At 63.7% G+C, this 18,619-nt stretch carries 20 protein-coding genes; 13 read left to right on the top strand and 7 right to left on the bottom strand.

Annotated features, from left to right (window positions below; all coding sequences use genetic code 11):
• Positions 1-298: 298 nt before the first annotated feature.
• Positions 299-2,008, bottom strand: a complete 1,710-nt coding sequence (locus tag DESFRDRAFT_RS16755) for a putative bifunctional diguanylate cyclase/phosphodiesterase (RefSeq protein ID WP_005995914.1) — start codon at positions 2,006-2,008, stop codon at positions 299-301.
• 514 nt (positions 2,009-2,522) lie between these two features.
• On the opposite strand from DESFRDRAFT_RS16755, the gene DESFRDRAFT_RS16750 reads away from it, so the two are divergent.
• Positions 2,523-2,705: a ferredoxin gene (locus tag DESFRDRAFT_RS16750; RefSeq protein WP_005995912.1), complete on the top strand. Its 183-nt coding sequence runs from the start codon at positions 2,523-2,525 to the stop codon at positions 2,703-2,705.
• Between the two features lie 112 nt (positions 2,706-2,817).
• On the opposite strand, the gene DESFRDRAFT_RS16745 is transcribed toward DESFRDRAFT_RS16750, so the two are convergent.
• A complete protein-coding gene (locus DESFRDRAFT_RS16745; RefSeq protein ID WP_005995910.1) occupies positions 2,818-3,282 on the bottom strand; it encodes a GNAT family N-acetyltransferase in 465 nt (154 codons plus the stop codon).
• Positions 3,283-3,652: 370 nt separating this feature from the next.
• Here DESFRDRAFT_RS16745 and DESFRDRAFT_RS22760 point away from each other — a divergent pair, with 370 nt between their 5' ends.
• Both DESFRDRAFT_RS22760 and DESFRDRAFT_RS16740 read left to right on the top strand, forming a co-directional pair.
• Positions 3,653-3,802, top strand: coding sequence for a hypothetical protein (locus DESFRDRAFT_RS22760; protein WP_005995909.1), 150 nt, complete (start codon positions 3,653-3,655; stop codon positions 3,800-3,802).
• A 238-nt stretch (positions 3,803-4,040) separates the two neighbouring features.
• Positions 4,041-5,075 (top strand): DUF1786 domain-containing protein, encoded by a 1,035-nt coding sequence (locus tag DESFRDRAFT_RS16740; protein WP_005995907.1) that lies wholly within the window; start codon positions 4,041-4,043, stop codon positions 5,073-5,075.
• A gap of 287 nt (positions 5,076-5,362) precedes the next feature.
• On the opposite strand, the gene DESFRDRAFT_RS16735 is transcribed toward DESFRDRAFT_RS16740, so the two are convergent.
• Both DESFRDRAFT_RS16735 and DESFRDRAFT_RS23160 read right to left on the bottom strand, forming a co-directional pair.
• Complete coding sequence (locus DESFRDRAFT_RS16735) at positions 5,363-5,983, bottom strand: cysteine hydrolase (protein ID WP_005995905.1); 621 nt, start codon at positions 5,981-5,983, stop codon at positions 5,363-5,365.
• A 441-nt stretch (positions 5,984-6,424) separates the two neighbouring features.
• Positions 6,425-7,288, bottom strand: coding sequence for a carboxymuconolactone decarboxylase family protein (locus DESFRDRAFT_RS23160; RefSeq protein ID WP_005995901.1), 864 nt, complete (start codon positions 7,286-7,288; stop codon positions 6,425-6,427).
• A 98-nt stretch (positions 7,289-7,386) separates the two neighbouring features.
• Between DESFRDRAFT_RS23160 and DESFRDRAFT_RS16725 the strand changes: the two genes are divergently transcribed.
• Positions 7,387-8,280 (top strand): LysR family transcriptional regulator, encoded by an 894-nt coding sequence (locus DESFRDRAFT_RS16725; RefSeq protein WP_005995899.1) that lies wholly within the window; start codon positions 7,387-7,389, stop codon positions 8,278-8,280.
• Here the strand turns inward: DESFRDRAFT_RS16725 and DESFRDRAFT_RS16720 are convergent.
• The gene (locus tag DESFRDRAFT_RS16720) at positions 8,274-9,125 is read right to left on the bottom strand and encodes a YitT family protein (RefSeq protein ID WP_005995897.1); all 852 of its coding nucleotides are present in this window, start codon (positions 9,123-9,125) and stop codon (positions 8,274-8,276) included. The two genes, DESFRDRAFT_RS16725 and DESFRDRAFT_RS16720, sit on opposite strands and share 7 nt — an antisense overlap.
• A gap of 140 nt (positions 9,126-9,265) precedes the next feature.
• On the opposite strand from DESFRDRAFT_RS16720, the gene DESFRDRAFT_RS16715 reads away from it, so the two are divergent.
• Entirely contained in the window at positions 9,266-9,952 is a 687-nt protein-coding gene (locus DESFRDRAFT_RS16715) for a hypothetical protein (protein ID WP_005995895.1), read from the top strand.
• 152 nt (positions 9,953-10,104) lie between these two features.
• Here DESFRDRAFT_RS16715 and DESFRDRAFT_RS20865 read toward each other — a convergent pair whose 3' ends face one another.
• Positions 10,105-10,635 carry a hypothetical protein gene (locus DESFRDRAFT_RS20865; RefSeq protein ID WP_005995893.1) on the bottom strand — a complete coding sequence of 177 codons (531 nt, stop codon included), beginning with the start codon at positions 10,633-10,635 and terminating at the stop codon, positions 10,105-10,107.
• Positions 10,636-10,735: 100 nt separating this feature from the next.
• On the opposite strand from DESFRDRAFT_RS20865, the gene DESFRDRAFT_RS16705 reads away from it, so the two are divergent.
• The 6 genes from DESFRDRAFT_RS16705 to pal all read left to right on the top strand — a co-directional run bounded on the left by DESFRDRAFT_RS16705 (position 10,736) and on the right by pal (position 16,265).
• Positions 10,736-11,485, top strand: a complete 750-nt coding sequence (locus DESFRDRAFT_RS16705; RefSeq protein ID WP_005995891.1) for an NAD-dependent deacylase — start codon at positions 10,736-10,738, stop codon at positions 11,483-11,485.
• Between the two features lie 29 nt (positions 11,486-11,514).
• On the top strand, positions 11,515-12,261 hold the full coding sequence (locus DESFRDRAFT_RS16700) for a MotA/TolQ/ExbB proton channel family protein (RefSeq protein WP_005995889.1): 747 nt from the start codon (positions 11,515-11,517) through the stop codon (positions 12,259-12,261).
• 3 nt (positions 12,262-12,264) lie between these two features.
• Positions 12,265-12,705: a protein TolR gene (gene tolR, locus DESFRDRAFT_RS16695; RefSeq protein ID WP_005995888.1), complete on the top strand. Its 441-nt coding sequence runs from the start codon at positions 12,265-12,267 to the stop codon at positions 12,703-12,705.
• Between the two features lie 40 nt (positions 12,706-12,745).
• Positions 12,746-13,993 (top strand): cell envelope integrity protein TolA, encoded by a 1,248-nt coding sequence (tolA, locus tag DESFRDRAFT_RS16690; RefSeq protein ID WP_005995886.1) that lies wholly within the window; start codon positions 12,746-12,748, stop codon positions 13,991-13,993.
• A 223-nt stretch (positions 13,994-14,216) separates the two neighbouring features.
• Positions 14,217-15,488 (top strand): translocation protein TolB, encoded by a 1,272-nt coding sequence (locus DESFRDRAFT_RS16685; protein WP_233489639.1) that lies wholly within the window; start codon positions 14,217-14,219, stop codon positions 15,486-15,488.
• A 261-nt stretch (positions 15,489-15,749) separates the two neighbouring features.
• The gene (pal, locus tag DESFRDRAFT_RS16680) at positions 15,750-16,265 is read left to right on the top strand and encodes a peptidoglycan-associated lipoprotein Pal (protein WP_005995881.1); all 516 of its coding nucleotides are present in this window, start codon (positions 15,750-15,752) and stop codon (positions 16,263-16,265) included.
• A gap of 589 nt (positions 16,266-16,854) precedes the next feature.
• Here the strand turns inward: pal and DESFRDRAFT_RS16675 are convergent.
• The gene (locus DESFRDRAFT_RS16675; protein ID WP_005995879.1) at positions 16,855-17,322 is read right to left on the bottom strand and encodes a phosphatidylglycerophosphatase A family protein; all 468 of its coding nucleotides are present in this window, start codon (positions 17,320-17,322) and stop codon (positions 16,855-16,857) included.
• 102 nt (positions 17,323-17,424) lie between these two features.
• Here DESFRDRAFT_RS16675 and DESFRDRAFT_RS16670 point away from each other — a divergent pair, with 102 nt between their 5' ends.
• Positions 17,425-17,775, top strand: coding sequence for a hypothetical protein (locus DESFRDRAFT_RS16670; protein ID WP_233489638.1), 351 nt, complete (start codon positions 17,425-17,427; stop codon positions 17,773-17,775).
• A gap of 29 nt (positions 17,776-17,804) precedes the next feature.
• A complete protein-coding gene (locus DESFRDRAFT_RS16665) occupies positions 17,805-18,548 on the top strand; it encodes a DUF6125 family protein (protein ID WP_005995875.1) in 744 nt (247 codons plus the stop codon).
• Positions 18,549-18,619 lie beyond the last annotated feature (71 nt).

Raw genomic sequence — 18,619 nt, 5'->3', positions numbered from 1 at the left:
CGAGGCGCACTTTTCCGAGATTCGCCAGACGTCATAGGAAGAGTTCCCGAAGCAAGCTTCGGAACCGGTTGTGTAAGCAACTCCTGCGTCGACGGCGAATCTCTTTTTTTGTGCCTTTAGCAAAAGAGACCGGGGGGAAACTTTTCTGTAGAAAAGTTTTCCCCCAGACCCCCTTTCAAAAGACTTTTAACGATAACAGCTTGTCACCGTTAAAAGTTTTTGGGAGGGGAGAGCGCGAGAGGGGAACCCTTTTTTCAAAAAGGGTTCCCCTCTCGCATCGCTTTCCATTTATTTCCGTCTATACCGTACCGTCGGCGGGTGGAGTGATATTCCATTTCTTGCGTACCAGCGTCTCGAGTTCCTCACCGGCCACGGGCTTGGAAAAGTAGAATCCCTGGGCGCTTTCGCAGCGCAGGTCCGACAGGGCTGTGCGGTGCTCGGCCAGCTCCACCCCTTCGGCCACCACCTCCAGGCCCAGTTTGTGCGCCATGGCGATGATCGTGCGCACGATCTCCATGTTTTGTTCCGCCTCGTTCATGTTCCCCACGAACGAACGGTCCACCTTGAGGCTGTCGAAGGGGAAGCGCTGGATGTAGGACAACGAGGAATAGCCCGTGCCGAAGTCGTCGATGACCACTTTGACCGACAGGGCCTTGAGCCGCTTGATGGTGTCCACCGCCTCGTCGGCGTTGTCCATGAGCACGGATTCGGTCAGCTCGAGCTTGACCAGCGAGGGGTCTATGTCGGTTTCGGTCAGGATGGCGGCCACTTCCTCCACGAAATCCGGCCGCTTGAACTGGCGGCCGGAAATGTTGACGGAAAGCGTCAAATGTGTGGCGTCCGGGTTTTCCTTGCCCAGGGCCACCATGCGCCGGCAGGCCTGGCGCAGGACCAGGGCTCCGAGATCGTTTATCAACCCGGTTTCTTCGGCGATGGGAATGAATTCGCTTGGCGGGATCGTCCCCTGGGTGGGATGGAACCAGCGGGCCAGCGCCTCGACGCCGGTGATCTCGCCTGTCGTCAGCGACACGATGGGCTGGTAGTGGACCGTCATTTCGCCCGATTCCAGGGCATGGCGCAAGGCCAGCTCCATCTCCATGCGGCGCTGGGTGAGCACCCGCATGCCGGCGTCGAACACGGTGTAGTGGTCGCCGCCGTGCTCCTTGGAGCTGTACATGGCGTTGTCCGCATCGCGCAGCACCTGGTCGGGGTGTTCATAGGCCCCGGAGCCGAGCACCACGCCGATGCTGCACGTGACGAAAATTTCCTGTTTCTTGAGGCGAAACGGCGCGGCCAGATGGCGCAGCACGCTGTCGGCCATGGCGCTGGCGTCGGCCAGGCCGGCCACGTCCTCCACCAGGATGGCGAACTCGTCGCCGCCAAAACGGGCCAGGGTGTCCACGTCGCGCAGAAGCTTTTGCAGCCGGTTGGCGATGACCATGAGCAACCGGTCGCCGGTGACGTGGCCGAATGTTTTGTTGACCAGCTTGAAGCGGTCTATGTCGAGATAGACGACCGCGTAGAGGGCCTCGGGATTGCGTTTGAGGCGCTTTATGGCCTGATCCAGGCGGTTGAGGAACAGGGCCCGGTTGAAAAGCCCGGTCAGGGTATCATGGAAGGCGTCGTGGAGGATGTGCTCCTCGAGCTGCTTTTGCCGCGAGATGTCCGTGAGGATGACCAGCGCGCCGGGCAGCGCTCCGGTAAGCGGCGTCACGACCATGGAGCGCCAGCTTGTGGACTGCGTCTTGCCGTAGGACAGGTCCATGGCGTAGCGGGGCGCTTTTCCCTTGAGCACCGCGGCCAAGCCTTCGCGCACGGCCTTGGCGGACGAGGACTGGAGAAGGGCGTTGCAATAGTCGGTGAAGGCGCGTCCCACGGGTTCGCCCGGGGCGATCTCCCGCAACAGGGACTGGCAGGAGGCGTTGGCCGCGACGACAACCCCCGCCGCATCAAGAACGGCGGCGTATGATGGAAGGGATTCCAGCAGGTCGGAAGGTTCGGGAAGCATGACCCTCGGTCGCCGGTTGCTTGAGTGGAGGAGCAATTTGGCCGCCGCTGTCGCGTTTTTTGTAAGGGTTTTGGAATGAACCGTAAAGAGGACAGATGCCCGGCCACGCGTTCTCCCTCAAAACGCCTGACAGGGCTGCCACAACCCACGAATTTTTTATTTGGCATAAGATGCAAGTAAACACAACGCCTTGACCTTGGCTTTCGAAAGGGCGCTCCACCCGGGCCGTTCTTGACTTTTCGTTGGCGCCCCGTCATAGACGAACTTCCCGGGCAATGTGCCTTGCCCGGATGTTGGAGGGAAGAGCGCCCCGTGCGCGGAGCCGATTTTCTCCAGCAAACGCGGAATGTTCTGGCATTTTCCAGGGTGAGCGCTTCTCCCTGGAGCGGCAGAGGGTTTAGTGACGACATCCTGGCAACATAGGGTTTACAAGTCGGCTTTGACGCCGCCCAGGGGTTTTTCCGGAAAACCGGGCATGGCGGCTACGAGCCAAACCTTTTAAGGAGGACCGGTCATGTCCATTGTTATCGACGACGACGCTTGCATGGGTTGTGAAGCCTGCGTGGAAACCTGCCCCGACGCCTTCGAGATGAACGGCGACGGCGACAAGGCCGTTGTGAAAGACGCCGATTCCGACGCCGAGTGCGTGGACGAAGCCATCGACGCTTGCCCGGCCGAAGCCATCAGCAAGTCCTGAATTCGTTCGCCCGTCACGGGCAAAACCGCGCCGGGAAACCGGCGCGGTTTTTTTATTTCCGGCGGCGCCAATCAGTTCCGCCGATTCCGCCAGTGATTGTCGCGAATTTTCGCTATGGTTTCCGTGCCATGGCGCATCGTTTGTCCATGGGCAGGCCATGGGCGGCTTCTTCGTCGAGAATGCGTTGCAGATCGCGCGGCGGGGGATCCATCACCCGAAAGCCCATCTTTTCATAAAATGGCTGGTTCCAGGCGACATGCCGAAAGGTCGTCAAGGTGATGGCCCAGAATCCTTGGGCTTTGGCCGCCTCGATGGCCCGATCGAGCAGCGCCCGGCCGATGCCGCGCCGCTGGAGCTCCAACGCCACGGCAAGCTCCCAGATGTGGAGCCCGTCCCCCAGCCGTCCGGCGCTTAAAAAACCGACCGGCGCGTCGTGCTCGTCGACCGCTACCCAGCAATGCCCGTCGGCGATCAGCTCCCTATGGCGGTCCGTTGACAGGACATCGTCCCGCGCGATCCAGGACAGATCGGGCAAAACGAGAAAGGCCGAACCCGCCGAACGTTCGACCGTGGGCAAGACATGGGCATCCGATGGTCGTGCCTGTCTGATTCGCATCCTGTCGCGCATTTTTATACGGGTCGGGCAGCCATCGGGCTTCCCGGATCGCACCATTGAGGTTTCGCAATGGTGAGCCCGATCAGCCAGCATCCGGCAAAAAAGTCGTCTTTACGGATACCTCCTGCCGTATGGGACCGCAAGCAAGCCGCCCCATGGCCTCGCGGCGGAAGCGGCATGGTTATTTCTTTCCGCGGCAGGGTAAGCCCTTTTCACGATCGTCCGATAAGAACAGCGAAGGCCTCCCCGGAGGAGGGAGGAGAAAATAAAAAGGAACGCTTCTTGCTTATGAAAAAGCGTCAGGGGGCTCCACCCCATCCGAGGTGTCATCATGAAGCGCTTTCGAAACTACCTGCAACATCGGCTCAACCCCGTGCACATGTACTGCCGGCTTGTGGATTTCGGCCTGGCCACCGTCAGCGCCAAGCGCGTCTGCTCCGTCTACGAGCGCTTCATCTACAAAGCCTTGCTGTTTCATTAGGAAACGCCGCCCCCTGGTCGTAAGCCGGCCGCGCCACCCTGCCGCCGGCCTTACGGCGCTCCACCCGTCCGCAATCTCCCCCCCTTGGTCAGTGTGCAAATTTTTCTCACTCCGATCCCGATTTGTATCATTTTCGTAACCGGAGCCCTCAGCCGCGTCCCCTCCGGTCTCGCCTCCGCCTTGAAGCATGGCTTCTTTGGGCGTACGTACGGGCACTTTCATAGCCAAGGAGGCGGCGATGGCCGAACGCACGCTGTGCCTGGATATCGGTTCCGGTACCCAGGACGTCTACTACCACCTGCCCGATCTGGAACCGGAAAATTGCCCCAAATTCGTGCTGCCTTCGCCGGCCCGCCGCGTCGCGGCAAGACTTGCCGCGTTGACCGCCGCCGCCAAGCCCGTCTACTTGTGCGGCCGGAATATGGGTGGCGGCTTCTTCAAGGCGTTTCGCGCCCATAGAAAGGCCGGCCTGCCTCTCGCCGCCCACCCGGACGCCGTCTGGGCCCTGACCGACGATCCCAAACGCCTCGAAGACACCATGGGCGTTACCATTACCGAACACCGCCCCGACGGCTACGTGCCCCTGCCGCTGTCCGATTACGACCCCGGTTTCTGGTCCTGTTTCCTGTCCGCCGCCGGACTGCCCGAACCGGAACTTGTCATGGCCTGTGCCCAGGACCACGGCCTGCACCCCGGCAAAAGCAGCCGCGAAGGCCGCTTCAAACTCTGGGAACGCTTTCTGCGCGAGGCCGACGGACACCCCGAAGCCCTGGTCTACGAAACGCCGCCCCCGGAACTCACCCGCTTGGCCACCCTCCAGACCGCCATCGGCGGCGGGCCCGTGGCCGATACCGCCGCCGCCGCCGTGCTCGGCATGCTCACCGACCCGGCCGTCAAAGCCCTCTCCGCCGAGACCGGCGTCATGCTCGTCAACGTCGGCAACAGCCATACCGTCGCCGCCCTGGTCCATCGCCAGCGCATCTACGGCGTCTACGAACACCACACCGGCATGCTGCCCGCCGACGACGTCTGGAGCGACCTCGAACGCTTCCGGCGCGGCGACCTCACCAACGCCGAAGTCTTCGACAAAGGCGGCCACGGCAGCCTCACCCTGGCCTTCCCCGAAACCGCCGGCATCTTCCCCCATACCTGCGTCATCGGCCCCAAACGCGCGCTGCTCAAAGGCTTTGATGTCACCTTTCCCAGCCCCGGCGCCGACATGATGCTCACCGCCTGCTTCGGCTTGGTGGACTGGCTGCGCCGTCGTCGGTAACGGCGACGCGGAGGCGGAAGAGGCGGGGGCTCTGCCCCCGTACCCCCGGCTGAGGCTCCGCCTCTGCACTTCGCCGGGAGGCCACGGGCCCCCGGACCCCCCTTCTGGTGTGCTTTGGCCAGGCGGGAGGTTTGGTTGGTTGGCGGAAGGGCGGAGAGTGGAAGATGGCGGCGGAATTTGTCGGGACGGTGCATGTCGCTTCGCGACAAGCTCGTCCCGGGCAAATTCCGCCTTCACCACGCCGTCGCCCCTTTGGGGCGAACGAAGATTTTATGGGTATGGGAGTATCAATGCCCGACGGTTTGCAGCCATTGTACGAAGGTGGACGTTTTTATGCCGCGACCGAAATGATGCACGACGGCTTCTTCGAAGTGGCGCTGCTGGTCCCGGTTGAAGGCCGCCGTGGCGTCGGTCAGCACAACGACGTCGTAACCCCGGTCATGGGCGTCGCGGAGCGTCGATTCGACGCAGACATGGCTGGCGTAGCCCATCAGATAGATCGTTTCCACGCCGTTGTTGCGCAACATGCTTTCCAGGTTGGACCCGGCAAAACCGCTCGCTCCGGTGCGTCCTTCCACCACCCACTCGCCGGTTCGCGGCACGAACGGCTCCACGAAGGCGCTGCCGGGCGTTCCCTTCCGAAACGTTCCCGCCCTGGGAATGGCGGCCCGCAACCCGGACCGGGCTTTGCCCAGCTCGGGATAGCCGGGTGAAAAACGCAGGCCGACGTGGACGATGTGCATGCCCGCCCGGCGCGCCGCTTCAAGGGCGCGTTCGGACTGTTCGACGGAATCCGTAAACAGCGTGCGATCCTGCATCAGTTTGTTGAGCTTGCCGTCCGCATCGAGCCACTCGCCCTGATACTCGACAAGGGCCAGAGCGCAATGTTCCAATGTGTCGTTTCCCATGGAATGCTCCTGTGACGCGTTTGCGGTGGCGCTTACGAACAGTAGTACGACTATCCCCATCCAAAATTTTCTTGATTTTCGCGCCAGGTCCGTCTCTTTGAACTCTTAAAATGCGGCGCTTCGCCGCTGGCGTGGTTGCCGCCGGGCCGATCGCGGCGACAAGATCCCCCGCCTACCGCTCCTCCACCCACCATCCAAACCCGGTAAAAGGGGGGGCCGGGGGACATCAAGTCCCCCGGCGGTGGGGGCCAGGGGAGGCAGCGCCTCCCCTCAGGCTGCTGAAAAGGCCCGATTGCTGCGTTGCTTCAAAAACTCCAAACCCTCGCGTAGTTATCTACGCGTCGGCCTTGGAGTTTTTTTGCGCCTTGCACTCGAACCTTTTCAGCAGCCTGATTCCTTTGGGTTTATCAACAAGCTCAGGGAAGGTCTCCTCTTCCTTCTTCATTCTTCCTCCTCCGCGAACGCCTCCCTGGCTACGGCCAGGCCGTTGAGGGCGGCGGGGAAGCCGGCGTAGACGGCCATCTGGATGAGGACCTCGGTGATTTGTTCACGGCTGACGCCGACGCTGCGGGCGGCCTTGATATGCACTTTGAGTTGCGGGGCCATGGTGCCCCTGGCGGTGGCGGCGGCGATCATGGCGATTTCTTTTTGGGCCGGGGTGAGGACGGCGCGGGAGATGACGTCGCCGTAGGAGAAGTCGAGGATGAAGCCGGCCATGTCGGGCGCGATATCGGCCAGGGAATCGACGACGCGTTGTCCGGCGGACTGGCTGGTGACGGCCAGGGCGGCGAGGCCGCGTTCGCGCCGGTCGGGGTTTTCGGGCGCGGTCGGGGGCGTGGGGGCGACGCCTTGGGCGGCGAAGACCTCGCGGGCGGCGGCCAGGGCGTTGAGCCCGGCGGGGAAGCCGGCGAAGACGGTGGTGACATAGATGATGTCCACGACGGCTTGGGGGGTTAGCCCGATGGCCAGGCCGGCTTCGATGTGGAAGCGCAGCTGGGGCGCGGCGTTGCCGAGGGCGGCCAGGGCGGCGATGGTGGCGGTCTGGCGCGAGGCCGGATCGAGCCCGGGCCGGGTGAAGACGTCGCCGTAGCCGAATTCCACGACGAACCGGGCCATGTCCGGGGCGATGTCGGCCAGTCCGTCCTGGACGGCCTGGGCTTTTTGGGGGGCCAGGGCGACAAGCGCCTTCCAGCCGCGTGCGTAGCGTTCGTTTTCCATGGGCGCGCCTCCGCAAAGGGTTGTGGTTGTGAGGGTGAGCAAAAGGGCCAGGGCGGCCCGGATGCCGGTTACGGGTGATCGGATCATGGTCGCCTCCCTGGGCTGTTTCGGGCAGGGTAGGCGGGCTGGATTGATATGTGAAATATAATTTCACATTCTGATTGATATGTGGAAAGTATCGATCCATGGAATTGCGGGATTGTCAGTGTTTCGTGGCCGTGGCCGAGGAGCTGCATTTCGGTCGGGCGGCGGCGCGGCTGGGCATGGCGCAGCCGCCGCTGAGTCAGCGGATACGGGCGCTCGAGGAGGAGCTGGGGGCGGCGCTTTTCGCGCGCACCAGCCGCATGGTGGCGCTGACTCCGGCCGGGGAGGCGTTTTGGCGTGAGGCGCGGGCGCTTTTGGCTTTGGCCGGGGAGGCGGCGACGGTGCCCCGGCGGGTGGCGGCCGGGCTTTGCGGACGGCTTCGGCTGGGGTTCGTCAATCCGGCCATGGACGCGTTTTTATCCGCGACTCTGGCCATATTTCGGCGAAATGCCCCGGATGTGGAACTGGTGCTTAGGGAAATGGGCAGCCGGGAGCAGGGCGAGGCCCTGGCCGCCGGGCGGCTGGACGTGGGGTTTGTGCGCCAGGGCGGGCCGGAGCCGCCGGGGGTGGAGGTGGCCGTCCTTTTCCGGGAGCCGTATCTGCTGGCGGTGCCGGCCGGGCATGTCCTGGCCGGGAAGAAGCGGATCGCGCTGGCCGATCTTGGCGGGGAAGCCATGATTTTGCCCAGGCGCGGGCAGGCGTCGGCGCTTGTGGCGGCCATCGAGACGGCGCTCGACGCGGCGGGCGGCAGGCCGGTCGTGGTTCAGGAGGCGGCGTCGAAGTTCACCATGCTGTCGCTGGTCGCGGCCGGGATCGGTATGGCGCTTTTGCCGGCCTCGGTGAAGGTATGGCGGCGGCGCGGCGTGGTTTTCCGGGCGCTCGAGCCGGGGCTGCCGGAGGTGTCGCTGGCGGCGGCCGTGCCCCGGGGGCGGGGGGATGCGGCCGCCGCGCGCCTTGTCGATCTTGCCCGGGCCTGTGCCTCGGGCGCTCAATAAATCTTGCGTTGGGCGAAGCCGCCGCCGAGGACGTTGAAGGTATTTTCCACCACAAAGAAGGCGTGGGGGTCGTGTTTGAAGACGAGTTCCTCCAGGCGTTTCATCTGCACGTTGTTGGTGATGGTGAGGATCACCCGCTTGTCCCGGCCGGTATAGGCGCCGGTGCCGTGCAAAAAGGTCGCCCCGCAGCGAAGGCGCTGCGTGATGTCGCGGGTGATGGTCTCGGTCTGGTCGGAGATGATGAACACCATCTTGCGTTGGTTGAAAAGGGACAGGAAATATTCCATGACCTGGGAAGTGGTGTAGGAGAGGATGATGGAATAAAGCACCAGGGTCGGTTCGTAGAAGGCGAAGCCGGCGGCGAACACGGCCAGATTGAAAAAGAAATTGAACTGGCCGATGCGCAGATTGTATTTCTGGTTGAGCCAGATGGCCAGGATGTCCGTGCCGCCGGCGGAGCCCAGCGAGCGCAGCATGATGCCCGAGCCCGCGCCGAGGACCGCGCCGCCGAAAATGGCGGCCAAAAGCGGGTCGGCGATGAGAACGCGTTCGGGCAGGATCTGCATGAAGAGGCTGACGATGCCCATGCCGAAACAGGTGTACAGGAAGAAGCGGCGCGACAGGCTGTGCCAGCCGAGCAGTAGCAGCGGCATGTTGAGCAGGAAGTAGAGCGGACCCGGACCCAAGACGCCGGTCAGGTAGTAAAGGAGCAGGGCCAAACCGGAGATGCCGCCGGACATAAGTCCTTTGCCCACGGCGAATTCGTTGACGCCAAGGCTGAAGATCAGGCCCCCGAAAGTGAGCAGGCCGAGGTTCCAGAATACGGCGCGGATGTTTTTGGGCATGCCCCCCTGTAGCCTTGCCGGCTTGCCCGGGCAAGGGGATTGTTGCCACCGCGATGGAGCGGGTGTAGCCCTGGCATGGTGTTGTCGGCAACCGGCCGGACATACGGGATTTTTTAACATGGCGTGTGGTGAGCAAGCGTATGGATGACGCCCTGCTGCAGCATCTGAAGGCCGCCCTGTGGGGGTATATGGGCAAGGCGGCGGACTTTTGTCTGGGACTGCTGGAAGCGGCCCTGGGCAAGCTTCTCGACGCGGCTGTCGCGCTGGCCGGCTGGACCGAGCACGTCCTTGCCCGGATCGCGGCCCTGCCCCTGTGGATCACCGTTCCGGCCGCCCTGGCCGTTATCGCCCTGGCGACAGCCTATGCGATGCGCCAGAAGCTCTACGACCGGCTTCTCCTTTATTACGACGTCTGGCTGCTGCGGGAAGGCTACCGCCGGCGGACGCTTACGGTGCGTCGCGGCGCGGTGCGGCGGCGGCGGGTGCTCATGGCCCGGCCGGTGGCGCTGCCGGAACGCTTCGACGCCGTGGCGCTCTACGAAGCCGCGCCGGATCGCTATGCCGTGGCCTACGACCCGGTCGGCGAGGCGGCCGAGGACGTGCGGCTGTACCGCCGCGACAGGCGCGCGGGCCTGCGGGCCATGGGCGAGGACCTGATCCGTCACTTCCGGGCCAATGTGCGCATGCTGCGCGCCGACGGGGAACTGCGGGCGCTGTTTGCCGTGCTCGATGCCCGGGACCCGGATTTCGCCGCCTCCCGGCCGACGCTGCCCGGGGAGGACGTGGAGAAGAGGGGGAAGAAAAGTGCGAGAGGGGAAACCCTTTAAAAAGGGTTTCCCCTCTCGCGCTCTCCCCTTCCTAAATCTTTTAACGGGGATGTATTTTTCCGTAACGGCTAAATTTTATTAAAAGTATTTGGAAAGGGGCCGGGGGAGAACCTTTCGTAAGACAAGGTTTCCCCCCGGCTTCTCCCTCGCGCCTAACGGCGGACGTTGGCCCGGTTGGTGCATGTGACGAAGCGGGCGTTGCACTGGTTGTAGCACAGATTGCGCGCCTGGCCGAAGGTGGCGTGGTTGCAGCGCTGGAAGCAATCGGCCTGCACCCGGTTGCAGCGGGCCACGTCGGCGGCCCTGGCCCGGTCGGACCGTCCGGGTTGCCGCACGACGGCGGCCGGGGGCACGATGACCGATCCCGGAGGGGCCACCACCGGCGCGCCGGGCCGGACAACGCTCGGGGGCTGCGGCACGTATTTGCGGCGCGGTTTGAAGGCCGGAGCCTTGGGCACGGGCTTCGTCGGCGTCGTCACGCGGGGCGGTTTGGGCACGGGCGCGGTGGGCGCGGTCACTCTGGGAACCTGGTTTTTGAAGATGGGCTTGCCCGGCTCATTGGGATTGATGGGCTGCCTGGGCGCGGAGCCCGAAGAAAGCGGCACGATGGGCTCGGCGGCAAAGACCGGCGCTGCTACGGCGAGCGCCAGGCAGAAAAGAAATGTCTTGATGCGGGGGTGCATGGGGTAAGCCTCCTTTATCGCAAAAAGCGTTATGCCGTTTGACAGCATGACGCGATCCTGCGAAAAAATATACCGCCAAGAGGTATGCAGGGAGTATGCCGTGGATGAGGCCTCGTTGGAAAAGGCGGCCGGGCTTCTGGCCCGGTCCAAGACCGCCATCGCCCTGACCGGCGCCGGTATTTCGGTGGCCAGCGGCGTTCCCGATTTCCGCAGCCCCGGCGGCCTCTGGGACCGCTACGATCCCATGGCCGTGGCCACGACGACGGCCCTGGACCGCGCGCCGCGCCAAGTCTGGGAGTTTCTGCTCGACGCCATTTCGGTCATCGGCCCGGCAAAACCCAATCCGGCCCATGCGGCCCTGGCCCGGCTGGAGGCGGCGGGGCGGCTTGCCGGCATCGTGACCCAAAATATTGACGGGCTGCATCAGGCCGCCGGATCGAAAAACGTGATCGAATTCCACGGCGGCATGGAGCGCTATTTCTGTATGGGCTGCGGCCGGGCCCACGCCCCGGAAGCGGCGCTTTCGCTGACCCGGGCGGACATCCCCTGGCGTTGTGAGGCCTGCGGCGCGGTGGTGCGGCCGGACATCGTTTTCTTTGGTGAGGCCATACCACTTGACGCCCTTGATAAAAGCGGTCAATTGGCCTTGGCCGCTGACTTGATTATCGTGGCCGGAACATCGGGGGAGGTCGCCCCGGCCAATCTCCTGCCCAGGGAGGTGAGGGCCAGGGGCGGAACGGTCGTGGAAATCAATCTGACGGAAAGCGCCCTAACGGGGCTCGCCGACGTCTCGATCTTCGCCGCTGCGGAGACCGCCTTGCCGGCCCTGGCCGAGCGCGCGCTTTCCTAACCTCTTACATTTCCCACAGGTGGGTCGCAATGGATGCGCTTACGCCGCATGGCGGCTTTTGGGCCATGATGGCCAATGCCACGCCGACGGTCATTTTCGTCTTGTGTGTCCTTGGGGTCATGTCCCTTGGCTGTTGGAGCATCATCTTCGTCAAGATCTTCACGCTGACCTCGGCCAAACGTGAGACCGCCAGGGATTTCGACAGGTTCCAGGAGGCCGACACCCTGCGTTCGGCCATGCAGTCCCTGGGCCAGTCCCGCCAGTCCCCGGCGTTCAACGTCGGACGGCTGGCCTTCGAGGAACTGGTGCGCATGGAGCAGGCCGATCTCGATCCGGCGGAAAAAGGCCACATCGCCATGGACAACATCCGCCGGGTGCTGCGCCAGGGCGTGTCCCAGGAGCTGGCCAAGCTCTCGAGCTCCCTGCCGTTTCTGGCCACCAGCGCCAACGCCACGCCCTTTATCGGCCTGTTCGGCACGGTATGGGGCATCATGAACTCGTTTCACTCCATCGGCCTTATGCAGTCCGCCGCCCTGGCCGCCGTGGCCCCGGGCATCTCCGAGGCGCTGATCGCCACCGCCATCGGCTTGGCCGTGGCCATCCCGGCCGTCATCTCCTACAACTTCTTCCTGGGCTACATCCAGGCCATCGAGGGCGAGCTGGTCAACTTCGCCGGCGCGTTTTTAAACCGCATCCAGCGCGAAGTGACCTGGACCCCGCGCGACGCCGAGGCCCCGGCCGCGGCCCGTCGCCGGCCGGCCTCGGAGAGGTTCTAGGCCATGGGCATGCAGGTCGGCGGCAAGGGCCGCTTCATGGCCGACGTCAACGTGACCCCCTTCGTGGACGTCATGTTGGTGCTCCTCATCATCTTCATGGTCACCGCGCCCATGATGACTCAGGGGTTGCAGGTCGACCTGCCCCAGACCCGCGCCGTCTCCGTGTTGCCCAAGGAAAGCGACAGCGTGGTGTTGACCATCAAGGCCGACGGTTCCCTGTACCTGGACAAGTACCAGGTGGAACTCGGCGATCTGGGCGGGCAGGTGCAGCAGCTGGTGACCGCTCAGAAAAAGCAGCTCTTTTTGCGGGCCGACAAGTCCGTCCCCTATGGCACGGTGGTTGCTGTCATGGGCGTGGTCAAAGAGGCTGGCGTTGATAAGCTCGGCGTTGTGGCCGAAGAAGAGAAAACGGCCGCGCCCTCCCCAGCCGCCAAAAAGAAATAGGACCCGGACGCGTCGCCCGACGTGTCACAGCGAGTGCCCCATGCGCGTTCTTGGCTGGATATTTTCCATCTTCCTGCACCTGACGGTGGTGCTGGCAAGCCTCGTCTTCATCAATATCGAGCCGGTCAAATTCCAGCTCAACGTTCCCGTGTACGAAGTCGACCTCGTCTCGCTCGGCGCTCCCGGCCTGCCCCCCGGCGAACCCGGCCTGCCGCCGGGACCCAAGGGGCCGGGCGACAGGCCCCAGCCCGGTCCGCCCGAACCCGAGGGAGGTCCCGGAGATGCCGCCGAGGCGCAGGTGCCCGAGCCGGCTAAGGCTCCGGCCGAACCGGCCAAGCCCACCGCGCCCGAGCCCGTGGCCGCCGTGCCCCAGGCGCCGGAACCGGAAACCAAATCCGAGCCGAAGACCGAACCCAAGCCCGAGCCCAAAATCGAGCCCAAGCCGGATTTCAAAAAACTCGAGGAAGAGACGCAGAAGGCCGAACAGGCCAAGAAGAAGGCCGAGGAGGCCAAAAAACTCGAGGAAATCAAGAAGGCCGAGCTGCTCAAAAAGGCCGAAGACGCCAAAAAGGCGGAAGAAGCCAAGAAAAAAGCGGAAGAGGCCAAGAAGGCCGAAGAGGCGAAAAAGAAGGCTGAAGAGGCCAAGAAAAAAGCCGAGGAAGCCAAAAAGGCCGAAGAAGCGAAGAAGAAGGCTGACGAAGCGAAAAAGAAGGCCGAGGAGGCCAGGAAGGCCGCTGAAGCCAAAAAAGCCGAGGACGCGAAAAAAGCCGCCGATGCCAAGAAAGCGGCGGAAGCGGCCAAAGCCGCCGCGGCGGCCAAGGAAGCGGCCTCCGCCAAGAACGTTTTGGCCAAGGCGCTCAAGGATGCCAAGGCCAAGGCCGGAGAAGGCGGCGGCAAAGGTTCGGGCAAGGGCTCGGCCGGCGGCGATCCCTTGGCCAAGGCCCTGGCCGATGCCCGTCGCATGGCCGGTGGCGGCGGCGGCGGAGGAGGCGGCGGTGGCGGCGGCAGCGGCGTCACCATGGGGGTCTATGCCCAGATCGTCAACCGCGAGGTCAAAAAGAACTGGCGTTTCCCGAGCGGCTCCCGCCAACCGCTTTTGGCCGTCGTGGAAGTGCATATCGACCAAAACGGGCGCATCCTCGAATACAAATTGGTGCAGTCCTCCGGGCAGGCCAGCTTCGACGCCTCGACCGTCAAGGCCGCGTCCGAGACGGATACGCTGCCGCCGCCGCCGCCGGGCCTCAATGTCCTGCAACTGCGGTTTAGCTCCCAGGAGCTTGGGCGGTAGGATCGCGACCGGGGATCGCATTTTTTTCCGGGGGGCATTTGCCTGGGCCCCGGGAACAGGCTATAGGCCGAAACATGGGAATACCCGTGCCGGCCGCGAGGGCAGGCTCCCCGGCGACATCGCCGGGGCTTAACGACAAACCGGCAAGCAGCGAGCATCAGGGACTTGGACAATGACCACGCGCGCGCATAAGCGAATCATCAGTGTTTTCGGGGCACTTTTCATGCTTTTGGGCATTTTGTCCGGACGGGCACCGGCCCAGACTTCCCTGGCCGTGGACATCCAGGGGCCGGGACAGGCCAAAATGAACCTGGTCCAGGCCAGGCCCTTTGCCGACGGCGGACAGATGACCCCGGCCGACAAGCTGCAGGATCTTATCAATAAGGATTTGCAGTTCCTTCCGTTCCTGCAACTGGTGCCGCCCTCGAATATCCCCGGCCAGATCGGCGGGGCCACGGCGGACCAGATTGATTTCAAGCCCTTCAGCATGGGCAAGATCGACGTGCTCGTCACCTCCAAATGGACGCCCGGCGGCAACCTCGGCAACGTGGAGCTGCGCGCCTTCGAGGTCTATTCCCAGAAGGTGATCGTCGGCAAAGGCTATGACAGCGTCACCGACGCCCAATTGCCCGATATCGCCGACCGCTTCTGCATGGAGCTCATGGCCGCGCTTACCGGCCAGGGCGGTTTTTTCAATTCCCAGATTGCTTTCGTCAAACCCAGCTCCGGCAAGGGCACCGACATCTGGACCGTGCGCCCCACCGGCCGTGGCCTGACCCGCATCACCCACTACAATGAGCTCGGCATGGCCGAAAGCCCGGCCTGGTCCTTCGACGGCCGCAGCATCGCGTTTACCCTCATCGGTTCGCGTTCCCATTACCTGGGCGTGTGGTCCGGCGGCGGCAAGCCCCAGGTCTACACCCTGCCGAGCACCAACGTGGTGAGCCCGCGCTTTCTGCCAAACGGCCAGATCGCCGTCAGCGTGCGCATGCACGGCAAGGCGGATATCTACCTCCTAAACGCCAACCACCAGCCGGGACGCGTGCTGGCCGGCGGTCCGGGCATCAACGTCTCCCCCAGCTTCGACGCCTCGGGAAGCCTCATGGCCTTCGTCAACGACCAGGCCGGCAATCCCAATATCTACTTGCAGAATGTGAGCGGCGGCTCGCCCCGGCGCATCACCCCGTCGGGCTACAACACCAACCCGTCCTTAAGCCCAGACGGCAAGCTCATCGCCTACACCAAGCAGCTCGGGGGCGCGCAAAAAGTTTTCGTCCACGACATGACCACCGGCCAGGATACCCAGGTCACGTCGGGCGGCGGCTCGGACGAGAACCCCAGTTTTTCGCCGGACGGCTATTTTATCGTGTTTTCCTCGACCCGTAGCGGTCAGAAAAAATTGTATGTCACGACCCGTCACGGCACGCCGCCGATCATGATCCCCACCGGCGACGGAACAGCCCAAATGCCTTGCTGGGGGCCGCTTCCGAAGTAGTGTCACGGTTTTTTCCATTCCATGACGATCCTGTAATGGTCGCGTCCAATATGACAAAGGACGGAATAAATGGAGTCCAGGGGTTAGCAAAAGAACACAACTATGCAGAACGGCCATAATTTCCCTGTTGCATTTTATTGCAGGAGGCGTAATTGGAGGCGCGTTCCGGTTGGTGCTTCGCCAGCCCCATCGAGAACACGGCCAGGGGTAAAGCTCCTGGCTCTGTAACGCCCGGGCGGGCTATGTGAGGAGGAAGAAAAAATGACGCGTTCGAGGATTTTGACTTTGGCGGTACTGGTGCTGATGCTTTCCCTGACGGGATTTGGTTGCGCCAAAAAAGCCGGCGGCCCCGGCGATGGTTCCGGAACGAGCTGGGAAGACCAGGAAAAGGCTCGTTTGGAACAGGAGCGTGCCCTGCGGGAAAAGATGGGACAGGCCGCTAACGAGCTGGCCCAGATGATCCACTTCGCCTTCGACAGCTCCAACCTGACGGCCGAATCCCGGCAGATCCTGACCCGCAAGGCCGAGATCATGCGGCAGTACCCGCAGATCAAGGTCATCGTGGAAGGTAACTGCGACCAGCGTGGCACGGCCGAATACAACCTGGCCCTCGGCGAACGCCGCGCCCAGGCTGCCGCCCAGTACCTGAGCAACCTGGGGATTCCCGCCGACCGGCTGTCCACCGTCAGCTACGGCAAGGAACGTCCTCTGGATCCGGGGCACTCCGAGGCTGCCTACGCCAAGAACCGCCGCGACGAATTCCGCGCCACCTACTAGTTTCCGTTGCTTTCACGCCGTTAAGGCGCAAAAGGCCGCCGGGGTTTCCCGGCGGCCTTTTTTGTGCGTGGGCATGGCCGGGGTGCCACCCCGGACCCCGCCAGGGCTCTGCCCCTGGACCCCCCGGGGGACTTGATGTCCCCCGGACCCCCTTTTACCGGGTTGGGATGGTGAGGTGTGAGCATGGGGGTAGGGGGGCGGCGGAACGCCGTATGTTAGTTGCCGCAATCGGCCCGGCGACACGAGGGGCTTACGCCCCTCGACGCCGGACGCGATTGCGGCAACAACCGCGCCAGCGGCGAAGCGCCGCATTCAAGAAAACAGAGTGTCTTTACATGTCGCCCCAAAGGGGCGACCGGCGTGGTGGAGGCGGCATTTGCTTGGGACGAGCTTGTCGCGAAGCGACATGCACCGTCCCGACAAATTCCGCCTCCATCTTCACCCAACGACCTTCCCGACAGCCAACGTCATTTCCGCCAAGCCAGAGCCGAAAAGGGGGGCCCGGGGGGCGCGCTCGCCCCCCGGCGGAGTGCAGAGGCGGAGCCTCTGCCGGTGGGGTGCGGGGGAGGCAGCGCCTCCCCTGCCTGCGCTATGACCGGAGCCAGTGGAAGATGGCGAGGCAGATGCAGGCGTAGATGCCGGCCAGCACGTCGTCGATCATGACGCCGTAGCCTGCGGGCAGCCAGTTTTCCGAGGCGCGCACAGGTGGCGGCTTGAGGATATCGAAGGCGCGGAAAAGGAGAAATCCGGCGGCCAGTTCCAGGGTGGGCAAGCTGGCGAAGGGCAGGAAGGTGACCCATTGGCCGATGAGTTCGTCGATGACGACGTGGCTGGGGTCTTTTTTCTGGAGCAGGGTTTCGGTGCGGGTGGCGGTGAAGCTGCCGATAAAAAACAAGGCGATGAGGATGAGGACGCGCCAGAAGCCGGGCAGGGGCAGGAAGAGGGCCGGGGCGGCGATGGTGGCCGCGGCCGAACCCCAGGTGCCCGAGGCGTAGGGGATTTTGCCGATGGGGCCGAGTCCTGAAACGAGCAGGGACAGGCGGTCGCCTGTGGTCATGTTCGGGGCCTCCGTGGTGGGGGTGAATTGGTTCGGGCAAGCTACACCGGGGCATGGGGCGGGGCAAGGGGCGGCAGGGCGTCTTGAGTTCGGGGGCGAAGTGTGGGAAAAAGCTGGCGGCGGGTCCTTGGCGCGCCGCAACCCGAAAGGAAGGTGTCGATGTTGAGCCTGCGTTATGCCATGGTGCTCTTTGTCCTGTATTTCATGTTCTTTTGGCTCTTTTATCGTTTCTACTTCCGTCCGCGGATTTATTTGCTGCTGTTGGCCGAGCATTCCTATATGGATCACTATATCGACAAGCTGCCGCATATGTGTGACCGCCCCGACGAGCGGCTCGGCATGATCGAGTTCATGCTGGCCAAACGGAAGCGGTTCGTCCGCACCATGCGGCAATTCGTCTTCACTGCGACGGCCGTGTATGTGGCCCTGCTTATCATCGGCGCAACGCTGTAACGCTTCGGCGGACTTTTTCCGATTCTACTATGAAAGATGAACGTTTTTCGCTCCCGGCCACGGACGATGCGGCTGCATCCTTAGCGCAACGGGTGGTCGAGGCGGCGCGGCAGATTGCCGTGCACTACGGGTTATGGCTGGCCGAGACGGCGCATCAGTTGGGTCCGGAGCGGGCCGTGGCGTTGGAATCCCAGGTCGGGGACGCCTACATTCCGCTGCTCACACGTCGCATTGAGCGGGCGCTGGGGCTTTCCGGGGACATAAACGCCGCCCTCGAAGCCCTGGGCGAGGAGAAGCTCGGCAAGCTGCTCGACGCCCTGGCCGTTTCCTGGCTGGCGGCGGACGGGGTGTGGTTCCGCAAGGTCGAGGACGCCCGGGGCATGCACGATGCCAAGCGGGTCAACGACACCTGCTGGTCGCGCCTGGGCTATTACGAAGCCTTGCGGGCCAAGGCCGCCCTGGCCCTGCCCGAACGGGGCGGACTTCCCGCCCTCAAGGCCGCCTTTGGCGCGCGGCTGGTGTCGCGCATCAACCAGTGGGAGATCGCGGACGAGACCCCGGATTCCTTCGTCCTGCGCATGGTGCGCTGCCGGGTGCAGTCCTCGCGCGAACGCCAGGGCCTGCCGCCCTATCCGTGTATCTCCGGCGGTTCGGTGGAATATACGGCCTTCGCCGCCGGCATCGACCCCGCCATCGTCACCACCTGCGTCAGCTGCCCGCCGGAGATCACACTCCCCGCCTGCGCCTGCGCTTGGCACTTTTCGACGAAATGAAGAGGCGAGAGGGGGAACCCTTTTTGAAAAAAGGGTTCCCCTCTCGCGCTCTCCCTTCCCAAAAACTTTTA

It is taken from the genome of Solidesulfovibrio fructosivorans JJ] (assembly GCF_000179555.1).
Taxonomy (GTDB): Bacteria; Desulfobacterota; Desulfovibrionia; order Desulfovibrionales; family Desulfovibrionaceae; genus Solidesulfovibrio; species Solidesulfovibrio fructosivorans.
Note: the sequence above shows the minus strand (reverse complement) of the source record. Positions and strands in the feature narration are given on the sequence as shown.

What these genes read in the sequence shown, in the direction of transcription:
- DESFRDRAFT_RS22760 (WP_005995909.1), top strand. Translation starts at nt 3,653, where the DNA reads ATGAAGCGCTTTCGAAACTACCTGCAACATCGGCTCAACCCCGTGCAC.
- DESFRDRAFT_RS16755 (WP_005995914.1), bottom strand. Translation starts at nt 2,008, where the DNA reads ATGCTTCCCGAACCTTCCGACCTGCTGGAATCCCTTCCATCATACGCC.
- DESFRDRAFT_RS16665 (WP_005995875.1), top strand. Translation starts at nt 17,805, where the DNA reads ATGAAAGATGAACGTTTTTCGCTCCCGGCCACGGACGATGCGGCTGCA.
- tolA (WP_005995886.1), top strand. Translation starts at nt 12,746, where the DNA reads ATGCGCGTTCTTGGCTGGATATTTTCCATCTTCCTGCACCTGACGGTG.
- DESFRDRAFT_RS16740 (WP_005995907.1), top strand. Translation starts at nt 4,041, where the DNA reads ATGGCCGAACGCACGCTGTGCCTGGATATCGGTTCCGGTACCCAGGAC.
- DESFRDRAFT_RS20865 (WP_005995893.1), bottom strand. Translation starts at nt 10,635, where the DNA reads ATGCACCCCCGCATCAAGACATTTCTTTTCTGCCTGGCGCTCGCCGTA.
- DESFRDRAFT_RS16715 (WP_005995895.1), top strand. Translation starts at nt 9,266, where the DNA reads ATGGATGACGCCCTGCTGCAGCATCTGAAGGCCGCCCTGTGGGGGTAT.
- DESFRDRAFT_RS16735 (WP_005995905.1), bottom strand. Translation starts at nt 5,983, where the DNA reads ATGGGAAACGACACATTGGAACATTGCGCTCTGGCCCTTGTCGAGTAT.
- DESFRDRAFT_RS16750 (WP_005995912.1), top strand. Translation starts at nt 2,523, where the DNA reads ATGTCCATTGTTATCGACGACGACGCTTGCATGGGTTGTGAAGCCTGC.
- tolR (WP_005995888.1), top strand. Translation starts at nt 12,265, where the DNA reads ATGGGCATGCAGGTCGGCGGCAAGGGCCGCTTCATGGCCGACGTCAAC.
- pal (WP_005995881.1), top strand. Translation starts at nt 15,750, where the DNA reads ATGACGCGTTCGAGGATTTTGACTTTGGCGGTACTGGTGCTGATGCTT.
- DESFRDRAFT_RS16720 (WP_005995897.1), bottom strand. Translation starts at nt 9,125, where the DNA reads ATGCCCAAAAACATCCGCGCCGTATTCTGGAACCTCGGCCTGCTCACT.
- DESFRDRAFT_RS23160 (WP_005995901.1), bottom strand. Translation starts at nt 7,288, where the DNA reads ATGATCCGATCACCCGTAACCGGCATCCGGGCCGCCCTGGCCCTTTTG.
- DESFRDRAFT_RS16725 (WP_005995899.1), top strand. Translation starts at nt 7,387, where the DNA reads ATGGAATTGCGGGATTGTCAGTGTTTCGTGGCCGTGGCCGAGGAGCTG.
- DESFRDRAFT_RS16685 (WP_233489639.1), top strand. Translation starts at nt 14,217, where the DNA reads ATGCTTTTGGGCATTTTGTCCGGACGGGCACCGGCCCAGACTTCCCTG.
- DESFRDRAFT_RS16700 (WP_005995889.1), top strand. Translation starts at nt 11,515, where the DNA reads ATGGATGCGCTTACGCCGCATGGCGGCTTTTGGGCCATGATGGCCAAT.
- DESFRDRAFT_RS16675 (WP_005995879.1), bottom strand. Translation starts at nt 17,322, where the DNA reads ATGACCACAGGCGACCGCCTGTCCCTGCTCGTTTCAGGACTCGGCCCC.